This is a genomic window from Cesiribacter sp. SM1 (assembly GCF_020178975.1).
Lineage (GTDB): Bacteria > Bacteroidota > Bacteroidia > Cytophagales > Cyclobacteriaceae > Cesiribacter.
In genome coordinates this window covers 444,010-464,364 of sequence record NZ_JAHXBU010000091.1, presented here as the reverse complement: position 1 = coordinate 464,364, position 20,355 = coordinate 444,010, and the positions used below count along the sequence as shown (strand labels likewise).

Genomic DNA, 20,355 nt, shown 5'->3' with positions numbered 1-20,355 from the left:
AAATATTTATATCTGGCAGTTAGTCAAAAAGAACAAAAGGCTGCTTCACTAAGGCAGATTAGGCAATCGGCCTCTCATGATGGATTCTTTAGAATGAGCATGGATAGATTCTGTTTTGCGCTGGACCTGAAAGATGATCCGCAGCTTATTGCGGAATATGATTTCTGGCACCGTAATATCTGGCCGGAAATCAGGCAGAGCCTTTTGGATGCCGGTATCACCGGTATGCAGATTTACCGCCTGGCTAACCGCCTGTTTATGATCATGGAAGCAGACAGTAGTTTCAGCTTTGAAAAGAAGAAAGCAATGGATAGCGCTAACCCTAAAGTGCTGGAGTGGGAAACCCTGATGTGGAAATTTCAGCAGCCCCTGCCCTGGGCCGCAGCAGGCGAAAAATGGATGCTGATGGACAAGATCTTTGAACTTTAAGGTGGATCGGGTGCATAAGGTACAAAATGAGCAACAGCACTTCCTGCAGTATACCCGCTGCTGCACTAATCAACATTATTGAAAAGCCTGAAAAATGGCCCCTGGAAATCTCCAGGGGCCATTTTTGTTGGGTATAATCCTGGCTTCTTAAAATTCAGAATTATTCATGATACTATGTTATTCCTTATCCACTACTTTCTGCAGGTGCAGTCAATGTAATGATTTAATGCCCATGGCTGTCCGTTGTTTCTCCACGCCGGCCCGGGTCCTGCATATCATCTTTTTTCAAGGTAGAGAGAAAACTCACCAGGTCCCTGATCTCTCTCTTGGTTAACAGGTAGCCCATATTGGGCATGCTGGAAGAGGCGTTCACCTGTTTTACAACATCTGCTTTACGGATAAGAGTGTCAGGCTGGTTGCCTATTTTCAGAACCAGCTCTTTACTGTTTTCTTTCTGCAGCACACCACTTACCGTTTTACCGCCTGCCAGATCAAGTGTTACAATACCAAAGCCCGGTGCAATGCGTGCGCTGGGATCTACCAGGGCCTCCAGCAGCTGCTGGCGGCTGAGCTTTGCCGCTACGCCGTTCAGGCGCGGACCAGCATTGCCGCCCATGTCATCAAAGGAGTGGCACCGCATGCATTGAGCTGTCTGGTGCTGGAAGAATATCTTCCTGCCCAGTTCCGCATCACCACCATGTAAAACGCCTGCAAAAGATGCACTGGCTGGTACTGCAGCACCCGCTGCGGCAGTACCCGGAGCTGCCTTGGCACTGATCTCCTTCAGGCTGGCAATCAAAGTTTGGGAGCGTGTACTGTCGATGGCTTCGGCCAGCTCCAGCTGTATTTCAGGCGCTAGTGTGCCCTTTTCCATACGTTGTAGCAAGCCTTCAAAAACTGCCTGCGAATTAGCCACAGGCAGGGTGCCGAGGGTTAAGAGTGCAGCCTGCTTTTCTTCAGTTGTTCTTTTTTCGATCACATCAGACAGCAGGGAAACCATCAGCTCCTTGCTGATGTCCAGCTTGGGCAGGAGGTCCAGCCCGGCAACCCTAACAGTTTTATCTTTATCAGTAAGTGCAAGCTCAATGGCCTGGTCAATTTGCGGGCTATCCAGCAGGGCCAGTGCCCTAAGTGCGGCAACCCGCAGTTTGGCCTGGCTATCAGTTTTGAGCAGTGCCAGCAAGCGATCTGCTCCCTGGTCTATCTTAAGCTTGCCAATGGCATTGACAGCACTTAAGCGTAAGCCTAAATCCCGGTGGGCTGACAGTTTAATGAATGCATCGGCAGCCTTGCTGCTCACAAGGGCAGGATCGCGTGTAATGACGCCTCTGTAGCGTCCGTCAACCCTATCCAGCACAGATGGTCTGGCCCAGGTACTTAGGGCATCTACGGCCTCGGCTCTCATTGTAACAGGGCTGCTTTCTTTCGCTGCAAAGTCAATAAGATTTTGCATGGCCTTTTCGCTGCCTACCCTTAGGTTTGCATTGATGGCACGCCTTAACAGGGGCTCATTTCTGAAGGAGGTACTTTGCAACACATCACCCAGGGCTGGCAGCGCCTGCTCAATGGACAGGTCGTCGTTAATGGCCCTGGCCGCTTCTGTTACAATGTACTCATCTTTATCGGCCAGGAAGCTGGCAATACCCGGATGCTTCAGCCGCCTGAGGCTAATAACTGCCGCCATGCGTACGGCTGGCGAAGGATGTGTGGCGAGTGCCAGTACTGGTTCTGCTTTGCCAATTCTGGCTAAAGCAAGGCTGCCGGCATGGCGTATGTAAAGATCTTCATCATTATTGCTTTCCAGCAAGCTGATGATGGGCTGTATGGCAGGTTCGTAGCCAATTCTGCCCAGGGCTTCTGCAGCAAAGAAACGGGCGCGGCTGTTTTGGTCTTTCAGCAGGGGTATCAGGGCACTGCCTGCTGGTTTAAACCGGATGTCGCCCAGCCATTTAGCTGCCTGTGCTCTTATTTCAGGGTCCTGGTCCTGGAGCAGGGGCGTTAGCTCGCGGGCCCATTTCTGGTCCTGGCGGGCCAGCTGTGCAAGGCCCCAGATGCCATGAATTCTGGCAAACTGGTTACTGGTCTGCTTTACGCTCTTCCCGAACACATTGGCGCCTTTGCTGCCTCTGGTTGCCAGCTCAAACTGGGCTTTTTGCCGCACCCGCATATCGGGGTGTGCCAGCAGCTCACCCAGCGCTGCCTCTTTGTAAGGTTCAAAATCAGCCGCTAATAACTGTTGTGTCTGCTGACGCTCGGGCGAGGAGGCTCCATTGGGAACATCCAGCTTCCAGATACGGCCATGGTCTTTGGTATCCCAGCCTTCCAGCCAGTCGGCCACATACATACTACCATCGGGGCCAAAGTCAATACCTGTTGCCAGTATTCCTTTCAGGATCATCTGGCTCTTGCCAAGCTCAAAGCCTGCACCTTTTGGATTTAGTTTAAAAGCGTGGATGCCTGAGCGGGAGGGGTTGCCTACAAATTCAGCTACAAAGAAAGTGTTTTTCCACTCGGGCCCCAGGGCTGTACCGGGGTTGTAAATCATGCCGGTTGGTCCGCTGATGAAGTTTTCAATCGCTGGCGTGATGTACGCAGCCTGTCCCTTAAACCAGGGCTTATAGAGGGCTTCATCCATCCATACCTTGTAGGCGTTGTTATCGGGATCGCGGTACTTGCCAAATTGCCAGTTAATGCGCCAGCCCGTATCGGAACCGTTTACAATGTACACCAGCCTTTCTTTTTCGCCGGGGTGGTCGCCATCGTTATCCACACTGATGAGGTTGCCCCATTCATCGAAAGTAAATTCGTGGGTATTGCGGAGGCCATGGGCAAAGACTTCAAAATCGCTGCCATCGGGATTCGCCCTAACGATCACACCCTCATTCGGAAACTCCCATTTGGTGCCGTCGGCACTGGTTCCGTTAAAACCGATATCGCCAATGCCCCAGTAGATTTTTCCGTCCGGACCCATTTCGAGGCCAGACATGCCATGGCCGCCAAAGCCTACGTGCACACCATAGCCATGGGAGATAGAGGTTTTGTCATCAGCAATGCCATCATTATTCCTGTCTTTTATGCGCCACATATCCGGAGCTACGCCTACAAAAAGGTCCTGGCCATGGGCCAGCACTGCACCGGCTACATCGGTTACCTCATCGTGAAAGTCCTCCACCACCAGCTGCGAGAGGTCTGCAAGCCCATCGCCGGAGGTATCTTCTAGCCGGTAAATATGTTCCTTTTCAAGAGTCATGTCCTTCCAGTCGTGGGAGCCATCCTTGTTCAGGTCGGCCAGCCACTTATTCTTGTCGCTGTTTTCCGGCGATAGCACCTTATGCAGAAAGGCTCTTTTATCCTCAACCGTTTGCAGCTGTATGGATGGGGTTTCCCACTCCTGGTGGCTGCGTATATCAAATTCAGAGTTTTTTTGCCTGTTGGTCCTGGTATAATAGAGTTTGCCCAGGTCATCTATATCTATGGAGATAGGATCGGCCACCAGGGAATCTACAGCCCAGATCCGGAGACTAAGGCCTTCTGCCAGTTCGGGATTAACCGAGGCTTCTATTGTTTTTGCCATAGAAGCAGCACTGGCAGAGTCCAGCGTGGTAATTCTCAAATCAACAGGAGCCTGTTGCTGTGGTATTGTAGTTTCGCCGGAGGCCATTTCCCTGCATCCCGATAGGGAGAAAGCAGGAAGCAGTGCTGACAGGAACAAAACTTTTGCATTATTCTGCAGGATGCCAAAGAAAGCATTTTTCATAAAAGCTGTGCAGTAGGGGAGTTCTAAGAAATTTGGTCAATAAATATAAGACTTTATTTACTGACAATGATGCTGGCGCCACAAAACAGCCCCGGAAATAGCCAAAATCTATATAAAAAAGTGATAGCTGCCTGATGATTTTAAAGCAATCAGCTGTGCTGGAGAAAGCCACTGCTGAAGACTGTTTTCAGCATAAAGAGTACTGATTTGCCAGTATTTATTTGGGTTGATGCCTACATACTGCTTTACACGCAGCGGCGGCTGCCAAAAGTGTGATCAAAGCACTAGACTGCCTGTTTTAAGTACACCTTAAACGTACTGCCTACGTTAGGCTGGCTTTCTACCTCTATTCTGCCGCCATTGTTCTCCACAATACGTTTTATGATGTAGAGTCCAATGCCGGTGCCTTCCACATGGGTATGAAGCCGCTTGAACATGGTGAACAGCTTCTGGCGTTGTTGTTCGTTTAGGCCCAGTCCGTTATCCTGAACTGAAAGCACAACCCATTCTCCTTCCCGGTATGTGCGGATGGTTATCTCCGGGCGGCGTTCTTCTGATTTGTACTTAAGGGCATTGGTCAGGAGGTTGTACAATATACTGCGGAGGTTTCTCCTGGCATAGGTAAGGCTGGTTACCTGCAGGTCTTCCCTGATGATGGGGTTGCTTTGCCTGATCTTATCCTGCAGTTCCAGTTTAATATCATCCAGCTTGTTTTTGATGGATATTTCCTCTTCAGTTTCTTCCAGCCCTTTTTGTGCTTTGGTAATCTCGGTGAGGTCGCGGATCGTTTGGTTGAGCTTAGAAACCGAGGTTTCCATCATGACCAGTAACTGGTTTACATCAGTTTTTTCAACATCCGACAACCGCTTTCGGAGTGCCATCAGCAGCCCTTCCAGGTTAACTACCGGGTTTCTTAAGTCATGAGAGGCGGTGTACACAAAGCTGTCCAGGTCGTTGTTGATCTTGCTAAGCTGCTCATTCTTAAGAGTAATGTCTGTTAAGGCTGTTTCAAGCGATTCCTGTGCTTTCCTGATTTCGCTAATGTCGTACACAAGCGCGTAAAAGCCTACTACCTCTCCATTGTCCAGATGTGGTATCAGGTTATTAGACACATTTCTGCTCCCGCCATACCTATAGGCCATCTTGCCCTCTATTTTCACCTGCTTGCCCTTCAGTGCATCCTGTATATAAGGATACAGATCCTGGAACACCCCCTCACCAACAAGCTCTTTTACATGTCTGCCCTCAATTTCTTCTTTAGGTAATCCGAACCAGGTGGTATACGTGCGGTTAACAAAACGATAAACCAGGTCCTTATCAATATAAGAGATCAGTGTGGGCAGGGAATCGGTTAAAAGGCGCAGTTGTTCTTCGCCGGCATTTAGCTGTTCTGTGCGTTGCTGCACCCGCTGTTCAAGGGTTTCGTTGGCCTGCACCAGCTGCTCCTGGGTAGTTTTTAGTGCCTCAAGGGCATTGGAAAGTGCCTGGTTTTTATCCTGGATGTTGTGTTCAAAGTCTTTACGCTCCTGTATATCGAAGCAGGCCCCCAGGAAACCCGTAAAATTGCCGTTTACATCCTGCAAAGGAGTGCCGTGGTCAATAATCCAGCGGTATTCACCATCAAACCTTTTCATGCGGTATTCCATGACAAAGGGCGTTTTAGCCCTGAAGTTCGTCTGGTAAATTTCCAGGCAGCGCGCATAGTCGTCGGGATGCACGCCATCTGCCCAGCCATTTCCCCACTCCTGCTCCATGGTACGCCCCCGAAATTCCAGCCATGTTTTATTGAAGTAGTCGCAGAGGCCCTGGGTATTTGCCCGCCAGATGAGGCTGGGAAAATCTTCCAGGATGGTCAGGTAGTAGTCACGCGACTGCCTTAATTCTATTTCCTGTTTTACCCTGTCGGTTACGTCCTCGAGTATCCCCAGAACCTGCCAGGCCTTTCCATCAGGGGTGTATTTGTATATTCTGCTCTTTGACCTGATGAACCGCACCTCGCCCTGCCTGGTTCTGTTCCGGTACACAACCTCTGCGGTTTCTCCTTCCTTCATCTCCCGGTAGCGGCGGTTTCTTTCTTCCAGAATATGTATGTCTTCCTGAAGTATTAAGCTGCTGTACACCCGGCTGCCCAGTGCAATGATCTCTTCAGGTGAATAGCCCAGCAGGCTGCGCACCTCTTCATTGGCATAAATGACTTTGTTTTCAATGATATCGTAAATGAAGATGGTGCCTGGTATGGAGTCTGTTACATGCTTGATGAAATGCTCATGCTCCTTTAGCTTTTCGTAGGCTTCATTTATCTCATTTTGTTTTTCAAGCAACTCTTCATTGATGGCCAGTAACTCTTCATGCTGCTCTTTTAGCTTTAGCTGGCTGTCTTTCCACTGGGTGATGTCGTGAACAATACTAACCGCACCAAAAGGATGATTGCTTTTATCAAGCAGGGGAATTACGTGTGCCTCATACCAGCCATGCCGGTAAGGATTTTCCTGCTCTGGTATAAATATTCGCTCTCCTTTCAGGGCCCTGATGAGGTTTTGCCCTACCTGGCTCTCCTTTAGATCGGGGTACACCTCGTAAAACTTCTTTCCTAAAACATCTTCTTTTTTCCTTTTGTAGCGTTGCTCCAGGCTTTTATTCCACAAAATGAAGCGCTCTTCGCTGTCGAAGGCCATAATGCCATCAGAGCTGTTGTTGATGATGTTCTCACTAAGTTCTTTTTCCTGCTTGAGCTTTTCCTGCTGGGTTTCTATATAGGTCTGGAAAGCATACTGCTCCAGATGCCTGTGAAAAAACTCCAGCTCCAGCACAATCTGGTGGTAAAGTTTTATCTCTTCTGTATACCTGGGGAGAAAGTTTAGATACAATTGCTTCCTGATGCTGTAGAGCAGCACAACATCAGAAACAGTTATACCAGTTGAAGGAATAACAGGATGTTGGTTTGCCCTCCATTGATTTACCGTAGCCAATGCCTTTTCCAGCGCAGTCCCGCTCTTTACTTCTTCCAGGAAATCAGTAATACTTTTACGGCAATATGCTATTTGCTCCTCTTCGCTTAAGTGGCTAAAGTAGATGAGTAGTGGTAAATTATTTTCCCTGCACAAAGCAAGATATGCTTTGGCCATTTCTGCTACCAGATCCTCATCCTGTAAGGTAAAATCTGCGTAGCCACTAAAATGCATCAGTTGCTCTTCCAATCGGGATAATTTAACCGCTTTCAATCTAGTGCTACTAATGGAATAATCAAAAGAGCAAAAGTTAAATGATTGCTTTCAGACTGAATTAAAGCGCTGTATCTAATAGAATAATGCTACGGCTGCTGGTTTAATGGGGAAGTATCTGCCGTGGGCGATGATTCACCGATCGTAAGTTTGTGCTGGTACGGGAACACTGCACTACCACATTCATCCTCATACCTCAGGCTAATCATATAGGTTCCCGCATGTTCATAGGTGTGGCTGCCGGCTACCTGGTGATCTGTAAAGTTTCCTTCTGATTCGGTTCCATCGCCCCAAGCCCAGGTCCATGTTACATTGGCCCGGGCACCTTTGTTTAAATTGCCACTATGGCTGATGGCTGCAAGCACAGCAACTTCTGAATCTACAGAAAGGGGCTGGTCAGGCGCAGAGATGGCAGCTACGCTGTATGGTTTCCTGACAACAATAAACTGGTAGGCTTCGGCTGTATTGCCCGATGCATCGGTGGCCGACCACTGGCGAAGGATAAGGTTTGAATTTAAGAAAGGGCCCTCAGAAACTTCTTCTGAAAATGTAACACGGTTTATAGGGCCATCCACCTCATCTACGGCAGTTACCTTAGGCGCTGGCGGATAGTTGGCACAAATCAGTGTATCGCGGGGTACACCCTTGAGTAGGGGTGATGTTACGTCATAGCTGTAGGACATCAGCTGGGGCTGAGGTTGCCGTCTGCTCTGCGAAAGTACTGCAGCAGATTGAAACAGCAGGAGCAGGGTGCCCAGTATTGCTGCGCTAGTTCTGGTCATGTAAAAAAATTTTATATCTGTAAAAAATATTGCAGATCCAGCAGCCCGGTTTAAGCAGCAGCGGCCTGGTTTTTTAAATACCAGCTTTGCTAAGAGCTGCCCATCAGCAGTATGATTTTAATAACGGTAATGCTATATAACTGCAGTTGCTGTTAAAGCCTAACGCTTAAAAGGCAAAGGCTGTTTCTGCTGTAAGTTCAATAATTTATTATGCCTGAATAATTTGAGGTTTTGTGGCTGCACAAGCCTGGCTGCGACAGCTGCAAAACGCTTCTCTTTAAATATGTGCTTGTATAGTTTATCCTGATCGTAAATGAGGTTAATGTTCTGTTTAAGAACCTGGTGGTAAAAAAAAAGGCTGTTTTATTGGCTGTAACAGTAGTAGCAATATTAGCCGAAAAATTAGAAAATAAAAATGATTACAGGCTTTATGTCTATTATGATTTTGCAGGCAGGCAGGAGTGGCAGATACTGCTGCAAACAGGCGGAGGCAGCGCAGGAGTAGTAGGCATACCGGCTTTTATCGGAAGCATCCTGTAGCATAAATAAGGTGAGTTATTGTTTAAGCTACTGATACTCTACCTGTTATCTTCTTCTAGAGTCAAACTCAAGCCGTCATTCCCCTGAAGAGGGTGATCTGTTGCTTAAACAAGTGAAATCACCATTACTCCCTACCTGACAGATCCCCGCCTGCGAGGGGATGACGAATAAGGAGCAACTGACGCTGATGCTAATCCTTAACGCACGTTAAATACAATAGCTCAGGCCCGTATGTATTTTCCACAGGGACCTGAGCTGTTGCTCTAGATTTGGTTTTTCGCTGCAGAGAGCTACACCTTTGCCAACGCTCTTTTTGTTTTTCTATCGGGTTTATCTGCTTTCAGTGCTTTCTTATTTTTTCTTCCCCACCAGATGCAGATACCTGTAACAGGCAAACTTGCGCACAGCAGACTGGCCAGGAACATGATGATTTTGCCAGGCAAGCCCAGAATGCCGCCTGTGTGGATATCGTAATTCATGCGCATAAGCTTATCTGCACCGCTTAATTTGTGGAACCTGTTCCATACATGATCTACCGACAGCTCTTTCAGGCTGTACTGATCGAAATAACGGTAATCCATTTTCCAGTAGGTATCTGAATTGGGATTAATGGCGGCCAGGATGGAAGAGGAGGGGCTTAATGGGGTGTGAATCTCCAGCACAGCTGCCTTGGGGTGCTGTGCACGCATATTGTACCAGATTTTGTCTATGGCTGGCATGTCTGCTGCTTTTCCTGCCATCAGGGTAGTATCTGAAACCGGCTCCTGGTAAGGCTTGAGCTCCCTGCCGCCCGATGCCAGGCCATACACCCCAGCAGCAAACCACTGAAAGCCCCATATCAGGCCGGTGAGAGCCAGTAGCAGGGCAATGCCGCTTACGTAAAAGCCCAGCACATTGTGCAGATCGTAGTTTTTTCGGCGCCAGCGCCCATTCCATTTAATGGTAAAGCGCTGGCGGGTGCCGTTTTTATTACGGGGCCACCATAGTATAATGCCGCTTATCAGCATTACTACAAAAATAAGGGTAGCAGAAGCCACCAGTGGCTGGCCAACCTCATGGGGTAGCCAGAGGTAAAAATGCCCCTCCAGCACCAGTCCGAAAAAACTGTTGTTAATGTCGTGTACCTTTAAAACCTCAGCTGTGTAGGGGTTCATGAATACACTGTAGTAGTAGTGAGGGTCGTGACTGTAAAAGAGTACTTCGGCTGCTCTGCCGGGTTCTGCATACAGCACGCTGTGAACGAGCTTGTCGGGCAGGGCTTTTTCTGCCTGGGCCTGCAGCCGGGATGGCGGCAGGTAAGGTGTCTGCTGCTGCTCAACAAATCTAAAAGGCTGCAGCAGGTCCTGCAGTTCGGCCTGAAAAGCATAGATGCAGCCTGTAATGGAGATGATGAACACCACCAGCCCGGACATGAGTCCGAGCCAGAGGTGTAGTTTACCAACCAGTTTTTTTACCGTCATGCTCCTTAAAATTTATAGCCCAGGTTTAAGCGCAGGTTGGTGCCTGGTTCTGTTTGCCAGTAGTAGGAGGTTTCTCCCGTTCTGAATTCAGTGGTGCTGCCGGAGTAGAGGTAGTCGTTCAGCAGGTTGTTTATGTTTATGCCAGCAGAAAAGTTGTCATTCCTCCAGCTAAGCGCACCATCCAGCCTGAAATAATCTGGTAGCTGTGATCCGTTATCGGCACCAAGGTTCCAGGAAGATCTATCTGCCTGGTACTGGTAGCCCAGTGAAAGTCCAAAGCCTTTTAATGTACTGCGCCGGAAGCTGTAGTTGAGCCAGCCGTTCGTCATGTGGCGGGCATGGCCGGCCAGACGGTCGCCTACGCGGTCTTCGTTTGTATCTTCTGTTATTTCAACATCGGTGTTGGCATAGTTTAAAATAAGCTGCAGGCCCGGAAGAACTTCGCCCTGTACATCAAACTCTAAACCCTTAGAAACCACCTGTCCCAGCTGGATCGAGAAATTCTGATTGTTAGGATCAGCGGTAAGCACATTGTCTTTGGTGATCTGGTAAACGGCCAGGGTAGAGCTCCAGCGGCCATTGGCCCACTCGCGCTTAAGGCCTGCCTCCAGGTTATTGGCTCTTACCGGAACAAACAGCTCACCGCTGGCACTGGCACCCGACTGTGGTATAAAAGACTGATCGTAGAGGCCATAGACAGAAGTGTTTTTTGCTACGGTTACGCTAAGCGCTGCACGGGGAGAGAACACACCATCATCTGTAGAAGCACCATAGCTCCAGCCATTATAGCTCGTATAGCGGCCAGCCAGGGTAAGGCGGGCTTTGTTGTTGAAAAAGCCCAGCTCATCCTGCACATAAAACGAGGAGTAGCGCTGACCAACTATGGCAGCATAGGTGCCATATGCCCTGTTGCGGATGCTTTCACTCCTGTCGAACCGGGGCAGTGCAGAAGAGGGGAGGCCGTAGGAGGGAGCATACACATTGAAGGAGCCTTCGCCATCGAGGGCTGCACCCTGGAACCAGTCGGCATAGTAATCCTTATGTCCCAGGTCAATCCCAGCCAGTACGTTGTGTCTTACAGGACCGGTGGCAAGGGAACCGTTTACAAAAACCTGGCCCAGTTTAGCTTCATTCAGCGCATCCCAGATACTTAGGCCGCGGACCAAATTACCTGCTCTGTCCAGGTCCAGTGGCCACATAGAGCTGCCTATCTGTTTGTAGTTGAGGTAGCCAAGCTGTGCCGAGAGTTTCCAGTTGGGGCTTATGTGATGCTCGAGGTTTACAAACAGGTTGTGTTCCCGGATATCGCTGGGGTCAATATTAGGCTCTGTAAGGGTGAAATCGCGCGGCAGGTCACCAAAGCCATTGGGGGAGAAAACATAGGCGGCACCTACCACAGACATTTGAGAGTACTGGTAAATGTACTGTGCCGTTACATTTGTTTTGTTGCTGATCTCGTAGCTGACAGAGGGTGCAATGGTGTAGCGGTTGTTAAACTCATAATCACGATGGGCACCTTTGGTGAGTCCCATCAGGTTTAGCCGGTACAGCAGCTTATTGTCTTTGCTTAGCTTTCCGCCCAGATCCAGGGTGCTGCGCAGGGTATTGAAGCTGCCCATGGTGAGGGTTACTTCGTTTTGCTGGTTAAGTACAGGTTTTTTGGTTACTACATTGTAGAGGCCGCCAGGTTCGCCTGACGAAAGCATAAAGCCGGCGGGACCCTTCACAAATTCAATCCTGTCTACAATCGACATGTCTTCTGTTAACGGACCCCAGGGCATATCAACATTCATGCCGTTGCGGAAGGCAGGAATTTTAAAACCACGCATGTTAATGCGGGCAAAGTTGCCCCAGTGCTCTATCATCTGTACACCGCTTACATTGCGCGATACCGATTCCAGCATATCGATAGACTGCTGCTCCTGAAGAACCTGCTGCGGAATTACCTGAATGTTCTGAGGTGTTTCCAGCAGCGGTCCTTGCAGTCGCAGAGAAGAAGAGGGTAGCTCCACATGATAATTATTTTGGCTGGCGCCCTGGATTACTATTTCCTGTAACTGCGCCTGGCTTTCTGCCAGGGTTACATCTGGCATATAAGTTGTTTCGCCCCCTTTCACCACAACTGCTTTTTCCTGTGGCTGCATGCTTATGTAGGAGTAGAGCAGGGTGTGGGTACCGGGCTGAAGGTTTTCAATAGTGTATTCGCCTTTTTGATTGGTGGCAGCACCTTTATCGGTGCCTTTAACTTTTACATTCACAAATTCCGCAGGAGCACCCGCGGCGGTTATTACCCTTCCGCTAATGGCTCCTGTCTGCCCTTGTGCAGAAGCAGAAGCTGCAAAAAGCAGGCAAATCATCAGTGTAAAAAAATGTTTCATGGTAGTAGGGAGATGTATTTTAATTTAGACTAATTCTAAACATGCGTAAAACTAAAAAATAAAACAGGTGTAAAGCAATGCTTATTTAGAATAATTCTAAATTAAATTTCTGTTAGCTCCCTGTTATGACGCCTGAGGGAGGGGAAGGGGAGCTGTATACAGCCTCTTTAGTCTGTTTGGAATTAGGCTGGCGGCCTTGGTGCAGTGCGAATGCAAAACAACTTGCTGTGTTTTGGCCAGAAAATAGTCACATCCAAAGCATTGGCATGGCATTAAAGCCAGTGTGTAACTGCTGGCAATAAAAAGTTTGCAAAAAAAATGTGGTTCTGCCAACAGGCTGTTCAAATGACAGTACCTGTTGGCAGAACCACAACTGATGGCATGATGCGCCCGGCACCGCCTGCTTTAGTTTTTGCTATGCTGCTGGACCAGCTCCATGTTTTGCTGCTTCAGGTTAATAATTTCTGTGATGTCTTCGCCATAAACTGCTGCTGCTATTACTTCACCCCGGCTGTTCCGTAGCGGATGATATCTCAGTTGTACATAGTCAGTCCTGTCAGATACCTCAAATTTATGCGTCTGGTTAAAGGCTTCTCCTTCAAAAACCCGCTTCAGGTTAACTTCAAAATCTGCTTGTTCCTTTTTGCTTTTGATGAGTGCTGATAAGTGCATGCCCGTTTCTACCTCCTGATTGTAATGCTTCTTCATTAGTTTTTCAAAAGCATTGTTGTAATCAACAACCTGAAGCTGCCTGTTAAAGACATTGATGGCAACATTTACACCGTTGAGTAAATCGTGTTTGATTGCTTCCCGCTCATAGGCCGATGCTGATTCTCCATTCTTTTTAGCAGAAGATGCAGCAGCTTGCTTTTTTGCTGCCGGCTCAACTACTTCCCGAAGATATATGCCTACGGCTACTATTTCTCCGCCCTTGTTTTTCAGGGGGTGGTATTTTGCATGAATAGTATGCTCCACACCATCCCGCTGCATGTTGTTGTTCATTTCCAGCTGTTCTCCGGCAAGTACACGGTCATAGAGTTTTTTCTTTGCGTCCCGTTCTTCTGGCGGATATACACTTAGGATGCTCATACCCTGGGAGATACCACTTCCTGCACCTCCAAATATTGCGGCAAAGGTGTCATTCCAGCTAATCACCTGGTAGTTTCTGTCAATGGCCAGAATAGATTCATCCGAGCCATTCAGTAATTCACCAAAATGCTGTTGCTGGCTGTTGATCTTGTCAATCATCCTGCTCATTTCTTCCTGGGTGGCGGCAAGCTCTTCCATGTTCTGGCGCAGCTCTTCCTCCTGGGCGCTTAACTCTTCTGTTTGCTGCTGGCTTTCTGCAAGGAGTTTTTCGGTCTGTTCTTTGGCTCTTACCAGTTCGGTTACATCCTTTGCAAAGATGGCCGCCGCATAAACTTCTCCCTGCTGATTTCGCAGTGGGTTATAGCTCGAAAGGAAATGCAGGTCCGGGCCGGGAATATGCTCCTTTACCTCAAAAGCTTCTCCCGTAAAGGTTCTGTTGTAATACTGCCTGTGCTTCTCCCAGCTTTCTTCCGCCAGCAGTTTAAAAACACTATCCCCTTTTCCAATTTCTATGCCGCTGATCTTCATGCCTGCGGCAAAAGTGGCGTTGAAATCAAGTAGTGCAAAATTTTTATCTACCACGAAAATAGTGTCTTTGGAGGCACCCATCAGTTCTTTTATGTACGCCTCATTTGCCCGCACCTCCTGCATGATCCGATCCATCTCTTCCTGTGTGGCAGAAAGCTCCTCCATGTTCTGGCGCAGCTCTTCTTCCTGTGCTTTCATTTCCTCCGCCTGCTGCTGGCTTTCCTTCAGGAACTGATCGGCCTGCTCTTTGGCTTTTACAAGTTCAGTTACATTTTTTGCAAAGATGGCTGCTGCATAAATCTCGCCCTGGGCATTTTTTAAAGGGCTGTAGCTGGATAGAAAGTGCATGTCCATTTCAGAAATATATTCCTGAACAGCAAAGGTCTCACCATCAAAAGCCTTGTTGTATTGCGCTTTGTGCTTTTCTACTTCTCCCGCCGCCAGCAGCTTAAATATACTGTCGCCTTTTTGTATTGCCAGGGGTGTGTTTTCATAAGCTGCACTAAAAGATGAATTGAATCCTATGATATTATATGCTTTGTCTACTACAAAAATTGAATCTGTAGTGGCATCCATCAATGCTTTGATGTAGGCCTCATTTGCCTGAACCTCCAGCATCACCCTTTGCATTTCTTCCTGGGTGGCAGAAAGCTCTTCCATGTTCTGGCGCAGTTCCTCTTCCTGGGCCATCATCTGCTCTGCCTGCTGCTGGCTTTCACGCAGCAGCTGTTCGGTTTTTTCCCTGGCTTTTACCAGTTCTGTAATGTTCTTCGCAAATATGGCTACAGCGTAGCTTACGCCCTGTTCGTTTTTCAAAGGGCTGTAGCTAGAAAGGAAATGTAGGTCTATACCCGATATATGCTCCTGAACGGCAAAGCTTTCACCATTAAGGGCCCTGCTGTGTAGCTGCTTGAATCCATCAATTTCTCCCGCTGCCAACACCTTAAATACGCTATCTCCCTTTTCAACCTGCAAACCAGTATGCTTGAATGGCTCCAGGAATGCTGGATTATAATCAACGATTTTATATTCCTTGTCTACTACAAAAATAGAGTCGGTAGAGGCTGCCATCAGATCTTTAACATAGCGCTCGTTTGCCTTTGCCTCCTTCATTACCCGCTCCATCCCTTCCTGGGTGGCAGAGAGCTCCTCCATATTCTGGCGCAACTCTTCTTCCTGCGCCTTCATTTCTTCGGCTTTTTGCTGACTTTCCTCCAGTAAGATCCGGGTATGCTGATTAATTTTAACGCTGGCTATACTGGAGGCTATGCTTTCTCCCAGTCTTTCGATAAACTCCACCTGGTAGGGTAAAAGGGGCTTAAAGCTTGCCAGCTCCACAAAGCCATGCACCTGCTCATTTACTTTAAGCGGCACAATAACCAGGCAGCCAGGGTTGGCGCTACCCAATCCGGAAGTTATGGCAACATAGCTCTGAGGTACATCTGTCATAAAGATGGTTTCCTTCTCCAGGTAACACTGGCCTATAAGACCCTCACCGGGATAGAGCTGCTTGCTAATGTGTTTTTGCCTGTTGTAGGCATAGCAGGAAACCAGCTCAATAGTTATGTTAGCACGATCCTGATCATCTACCAGAAACAAGCCTCCCTGGTTAACATTCAGGTATTTTACAAGATTAGAGATGATCTTCTGGTAAAAGAAGCCGGAGTTTTCACTGTCAGACCGAAGGATCTCGGCAAACTTAGCCAGGCCCTGGGTGGTCCAGTTTCTCTGGCTTTCTTCTTCGGCAATGCGCTGCAGCTGATGCTGCATGGCCAGTAAAGCCGTTGTCAGGCTTTCTGCTTCGCTGGTATCAGTAGTAAAGCTGGCACTAAGGTTACCATTTTCAATTTCCTTTATAAAAGCTGTGGCTGCCGCGTTTGTATCCAGAATTTTCTGGTACTCTGCCTTGAGTAACCGTAGTTTATCTGCCTTGATGAGGGTATAAGGTAGCTTCATGGGAGTTGGTTGGTTTTGGAGTAACAGAGGTGTCTTTGATTTATGTACACAAGATGCTGCTTATTTGGCCAAATCGGTTCTTAAACATTATTAACACCTTACACTGAATGAAAGAGCAGTATTTCAAAAAATTTTATAAAGCAGGATAATGTCTTAACAATTCTTAATTGTGTGCTAAAACAGTAAATGCAACAGCTTTTAAAATCAATGCTGATAAAATCACAGAAGGCAGTGAGGGTAAACCCTTAGGCTGGTCGCTGTTCAAACATTCATGGAAAATATCCTGCTTCGGACTGGCTTATGTATCAAACCTATCAAAGGCTCACAGAATTTAGAATGTTAATCAAAAAGAGGGGTGATCATTACATGTTCAGGACTGCTCTTGCCCTTGTGGCGCTAAAGAAAGCGCTACTTGCTGCTCAAGATTTTTAAGCTGACATGCCCGTAGTGGGGAAGCAGAACCGCTGTGGTAGTTGCGCCTTTACTGAATGAAACTGTTGTAAGGTTTCTACACTTTTTGGCGGAATTGCTCTACAACTGTAGAGGCTTTCATCATATTGGCTAAGCCTGCCAATTCTTCAAAATCTCTCTATACGTGGTCTAAACGCGGTTTTTTGCCTTTCGTGAAAGTTTGGCACAGTCTTTTCCTATTAGCTTGGCAGAACTATTTTTTAAAACAGAATTAAACATGAAAAAGACAGTATTAACTTTTGTAGCAGTAGCTTTTGGAATGAGCGTAGCAGTAGCACAGACTACTCCCCAAACCGATCAGCAACAAAATACCGAGCAGTCCATTAGCGTAGATAAAATGTCTGACAAGCCTGAAGAGGCCGGACGTCGTACTATAAAAGTTGAAGAGCTGCCTCAGGCTGTTCAGGCAAACCTGAAGAGTGATGAGTTTAAAGCTTATAAAGTTGTTTCCGTAACTGAAGTGAAGCCAGAAGCAGGTGCTGCTACAGCAGCTGTTCAGTACGAAGTAGCACTGGCCGATGGTGCTGATGCAGCCGCTGCTGCGCCAAGCGTACTGGTGCTTTTTGACGAAAAAGGTAAAGTGGTTTCACAAAAGAACCCTTCTACCCTGAAAGGCGAAGAAGAAGAAAAATAACATTATTTGATCCTGAACACCGATTGCTTAAAATCTATACCTGCGAACACAATGTTCTGATTTTTTCAGGTAGCACATTTACCAGACTTATATATTTGGTATAAAAAAAGAGTCATCTCCGCCTGGGGATGACTCTTTCATTTTCAGCTTTGTTTTAGGTAAATCAAGTCGTCTGTCTCTGAGTCTGGCTGCTGATGCCAACACTAGAAAGCATTTACACCATTTACGGTGGTATATTTAAAGCTTAGCTTCTGGCTTGGGTATACCCATTTAAAAGCACTCTGGCACATGAGGGCGGCCTCGTGGAAACCACACAGGATCAGCTTAAGCTTACCGGGATAAGTGTTAATATCGCCAATGGCATACACCCGTTCTACGTTTGTGGAGTAATCAAAGGTGTTTACCTGGATCTGTGCTTTTTCGATGCCCAGTCCCCAGTCTGCAATTGGTCCCAGCTTAGGGGTTAAGCCGAAGAGCGGAATCAGGTGGTCTGTTGCCAGGCGCGTTACGTTTTTGTTGCTATCCTCCACCAGCACTTCCTGCAGGTGACCGTTGCCGTTCAGGCCCACTACATTAGACTTTAGCAGCAGGTCGATTTTGCCCTGTTTGGCCAGCTCAAATACTTTTTCGGTAGAGTCGGGTGCCCCGCGGAAGCTTTCGCTGCGGTGGATGAGGGTTACTTTTTCTGCCACATCGGCCAGGAAGATAGTCCAGTCAAGGGCCGAATCGCCACCGCCAGCCAGCACAATGCGCTTGTCCCTGTACAGCTCTGGCTTTTTAACCATGTACGACACGCCTTTTCCTTCAAACTCCTCCAGCTTGTCGATGGCAGGCTTTCTGGGTTCAAAGCAGCCAAGGCCGCCCGCAATTACCACCACCTGGCAGTGTACGTGGGTTTCGTCTGATGTTTTTACGATAAAAGAACCATCATCCAGACGATCAAAAGTCTCCACTCTTTCGCCCAGGGTAAAGCCAGGGTTAAAAGGAGCGATCTGCTCCATCAGGTTATCTACCAGTGCCTGTGCATTGATGGCAGGAAAACCAGGAATGTCGTAGATGGGTTTCTGCGGATATACTTCTGATAACTGTCCGCCTACCTGTGGCAGTGCATCAATCAGGTGGCAGCGCATTTTCAACAGACCAGCTTCAAAAACAGCAAATAAACCTACCGGGCCAGCGCCTATTATGCAAATATCAGTCGTTATCATATAGATATCCGTTTACTTAAGTTTTATTTTAAAGCCCTCCAAAACAGGGGCTGCCATAAAAGATTACACAAACTTAAGCCATGCTGCCCAGGCATGCCAATCACAAATAGTGATACGGTATTACTTTTGGTTATGAGCCGTGATGAAATGAGAACATGCTAACACGAACAGGCTTGTTTTTCTGAAAGAGGTACATCGGGGCATGTAAACGAGTTGCGGAATTAACTTCTTTGTGTCCAGCTTGGCGTAAAGCCTGTGAAAATCTTCTTTCATTATACATTTTCCTGGGTAAGTGCATGGATTTAGTTTATTTTTAAACAGCGTACACCTCATTGTCCAGTCTGGTTAAACACAGTCCATGAAAAGCTTGTACAAGTTATTCCTTATTTTCTTTACAAATGCTTTTGTAATGTGCTCCTGTGATGCTGATGATTGGCGTGGCTGCCCCGGGGACTATTCCTTTGCGATTGATAATGCAATTGGATTTGAAGTGATAAGTCCGGCGGGAGATCATCTGTATGGTGGATACGGTTTGGATGTTGTGGAAGTAAGCTCAACTGGTTATGATACCCTGCATATTCCTGATAATGGTGTATTCATTTATATGGGGTTCATCGACGATGAACTTGACAGAGGAGTTGTAGATCGGTTAATCAAAAAGCGATTTCTTCTATCGCACCAAATCGGATACAAAGATACCTTAGCTGTTGACTTTGCAATGAGAATAGACAGATGTGATGAACAGGTTATGAAATACCTTAAGGTTACTTTTAATGATAGTGTTTATTTTGATGGTAATACCGGCAGAGTACCTGCCTTCAGGTTCTTGAGTAAGTAGATATCCTTTCCCTAATACCACTTGTAGCCAGTGATAGATTGTAAAATGGTTTGTAAGGGGTACTGGTCGGTGTCAGTCCTTGTTATAACGCCTGATGCAATGCTGCCTGAATAAGCCGGCGAGCCTGGCGTGCTGGCCGTGCAGGGAGATGAACTGGAGGGTTCTGCTGATTACCTTGTTCTCCAGCTCAATTACCCGCAGTTTGTTGCTGGCTAATTCATCTACCACTGTGTGAATGGAGAGGAAGGCAAATGCATTGGAGTGCACCAGGTACTGCTTAATGCTTTCCGTGCTGCCCAACTGCACTTCTATGTTCCAGTCCCGGCGCCTGATCTGGTGCTCCTCCAGGGCATGTTCAATAATATCGAGGGTGCCGGAGCCATCCTCCCGGATTACCAGCGGCAAATGTCTGAGGGTTTCCAGGTTTATTTCCTGCTGCGTTATTTTAGGATTGCCTGTGCTGGTAACAAGTACAATTTCATCTTCTACAAAGTGCTCGTAATGGAGCTGGGGCAGGGTGCTGTAGCCTTCAATCATCCCCATGTCAATGTCATTGGAGAGCAGCAGCTGTTCTATGCGTTCAGTATTGCCATTAATGAGGGTGAGCTGCACCTCAGGATAGCTCTTTTTAAAGCCGGCCAGAATCCTGGGCAAAATGTACTGGGCTATGGTGGTGCTGGCACCTATGCGCAGGTGTCCCGATAAGTTTTTCTGCAGGCTATTAAGCTCATCATCGAGCTCCTGGTACAGTAGCAGGATTTTTTTGGCGTAGGAGAGCAGCAGTTCGCCTTCGCCGGTGAGGCTTATGCTGTTGCCGTGCCGGTTAAACAGGGGCCTGCCCACCTGCTTTTCCAGCTCATTGATGTGTTTGGTAACGGCTGGTTGCGAAATAAATAGCTCATGGGCCGCTTTGGTGAAGCTAAGCTTATCGGCAACCGACTTAAATACCCTTAGTCTAAAATCAAATATCATTCAGCTGGCTCCATTGTTTATGTGTTACACCTCCCTTAACCAGGTGCGGGACAGGTGATGCGTTAACAATGTAAAGTAAATAAATTTTTTCT

12 protein-coding genes are annotated in these 20,355 nt (G+C 47.6%); 4 read left to right on the top strand and 8 right to left on the bottom strand.

The features are described from left to right. The first annotated feature begins 99 nt into the window (after nucleotides 1-99). A complete protein-coding gene (locus KWJ01_RS19745) occupies nucleotides 100-429 on the top strand; it encodes an L-rhamnose mutarotase (protein WP_224998830.1) in 330 nt (109 codons plus the stop codon). Nucleotides 430-652: 223 nt separating this feature from the next. Here the strand turns inward: KWJ01_RS19745 and KWJ01_RS19740 are convergent, their stop codons facing one another. From KWJ01_RS19740 to KWJ01_RS19730, 3 genes are all read right to left on the bottom strand, one after another. After that, entirely contained in the window at nucleotides 653-4,186 is a 3,534-nt protein-coding gene (locus tag KWJ01_RS19740) for a HEAT repeat domain-containing protein (protein ID WP_224998829.1), read from the bottom strand. A 284-nt stretch (nucleotides 4,187-4,470) separates the two neighbouring features. Then, nucleotides 4,471-7,383, bottom strand: coding sequence for a PAS domain S-box protein (locus KWJ01_RS19735; RefSeq protein ID WP_224998827.1), 2,913 nt, complete (start codon nucleotides 7,381-7,383; stop codon nucleotides 4,471-4,473). Nucleotides 7,384-7,496: 113 nt separating this feature from the next. Beyond that, nucleotides 7,497-8,189, bottom strand: a complete 693-nt coding sequence (locus KWJ01_RS19730; RefSeq protein ID WP_224998825.1) for a PKD domain-containing protein — start codon at nucleotides 8,187-8,189, stop codon at nucleotides 7,497-7,499. 342 nt (nucleotides 8,190-8,531) lie between these two features. Between KWJ01_RS19730 and KWJ01_RS19725 the strand changes: the two genes are divergently transcribed. Continuing rightward, nucleotides 8,532-8,729, top strand: a complete 198-nt coding sequence (locus KWJ01_RS19725; protein ID WP_224998824.1) for a hypothetical protein — start codon at nucleotides 8,532-8,534, stop codon at nucleotides 8,727-8,729. Nucleotides 8,730-9,019: 290 nt separating this feature from the next. Here the strand turns inward: KWJ01_RS19725 and KWJ01_RS19720 are convergent, their stop codons facing one another. From KWJ01_RS19720 to KWJ01_RS19710, 3 genes are all read right to left on the bottom strand, one after another. Beyond that, entirely contained in the window at nucleotides 9,020-10,189 is a 1,170-nt protein-coding gene (locus tag KWJ01_RS19720) for a PepSY domain-containing protein (RefSeq protein ID WP_224998822.1), read from the bottom strand. 5 nt (nucleotides 10,190-10,194) lie between these two features. Continuing rightward, nucleotides 10,195-12,567, bottom strand: coding sequence for a TonB-dependent receptor (locus tag KWJ01_RS19715; RefSeq protein WP_224998820.1), 2,373 nt, complete (start codon nucleotides 12,565-12,567; stop codon nucleotides 10,195-10,197). 405 nt (nucleotides 12,568-12,972) lie between these two features. Then, nucleotides 12,973-16,140 (bottom strand): PAS domain-containing protein, encoded by a 3,168-nt coding sequence (locus KWJ01_RS19710; RefSeq protein WP_224998818.1) that lies wholly within the window; start codon nucleotides 16,138-16,140, stop codon nucleotides 12,973-12,975. 688 nt (nucleotides 16,141-16,828) lie between these two features. Here KWJ01_RS19710 and KWJ01_RS19705 point away from each other — a divergent pair. Next, entirely contained in the window at nucleotides 16,829-17,245 is a 417-nt protein-coding gene (locus KWJ01_RS19705) for a hypothetical protein (RefSeq protein WP_224998816.1), read from the top strand. A 203-nt stretch (nucleotides 17,246-17,448) separates the two neighbouring features. Here KWJ01_RS19705 and KWJ01_RS19700 read toward each other — a convergent pair whose 3' ends face one another. Next, nucleotides 17,449-18,453, bottom strand: coding sequence for an NAD(P)/FAD-dependent oxidoreductase (locus KWJ01_RS19700; RefSeq protein ID WP_224998814.1), 1,005 nt, complete (start codon nucleotides 18,451-18,453; stop codon nucleotides 17,449-17,451). Nucleotides 18,454-18,811: 358 nt separating this feature from the next. On the opposite strand from KWJ01_RS19700, the gene KWJ01_RS19695 reads away from it, so the two are divergent. After that, nucleotides 18,812-19,291: a hypothetical protein gene (locus KWJ01_RS19695; RefSeq protein WP_224998812.1), complete on the top strand. Its 480-nt coding sequence runs from the start codon at nucleotides 18,812-18,814 to the stop codon at nucleotides 19,289-19,291. Between the two features lie 72 nt (nucleotides 19,292-19,363). Here the strand turns inward: KWJ01_RS19695 and KWJ01_RS19690 are convergent, their stop codons facing one another. Continuing rightward, nucleotides 19,364-20,263: a LysR substrate-binding domain-containing protein gene (locus KWJ01_RS19690; protein WP_224998811.1), complete on the bottom strand. Its 900-nt coding sequence runs from the start codon at nucleotides 20,261-20,263 to the stop codon at nucleotides 19,364-19,366. Between the last annotated feature and the right edge of the window lie 92 nt (nucleotides 20,264-20,355).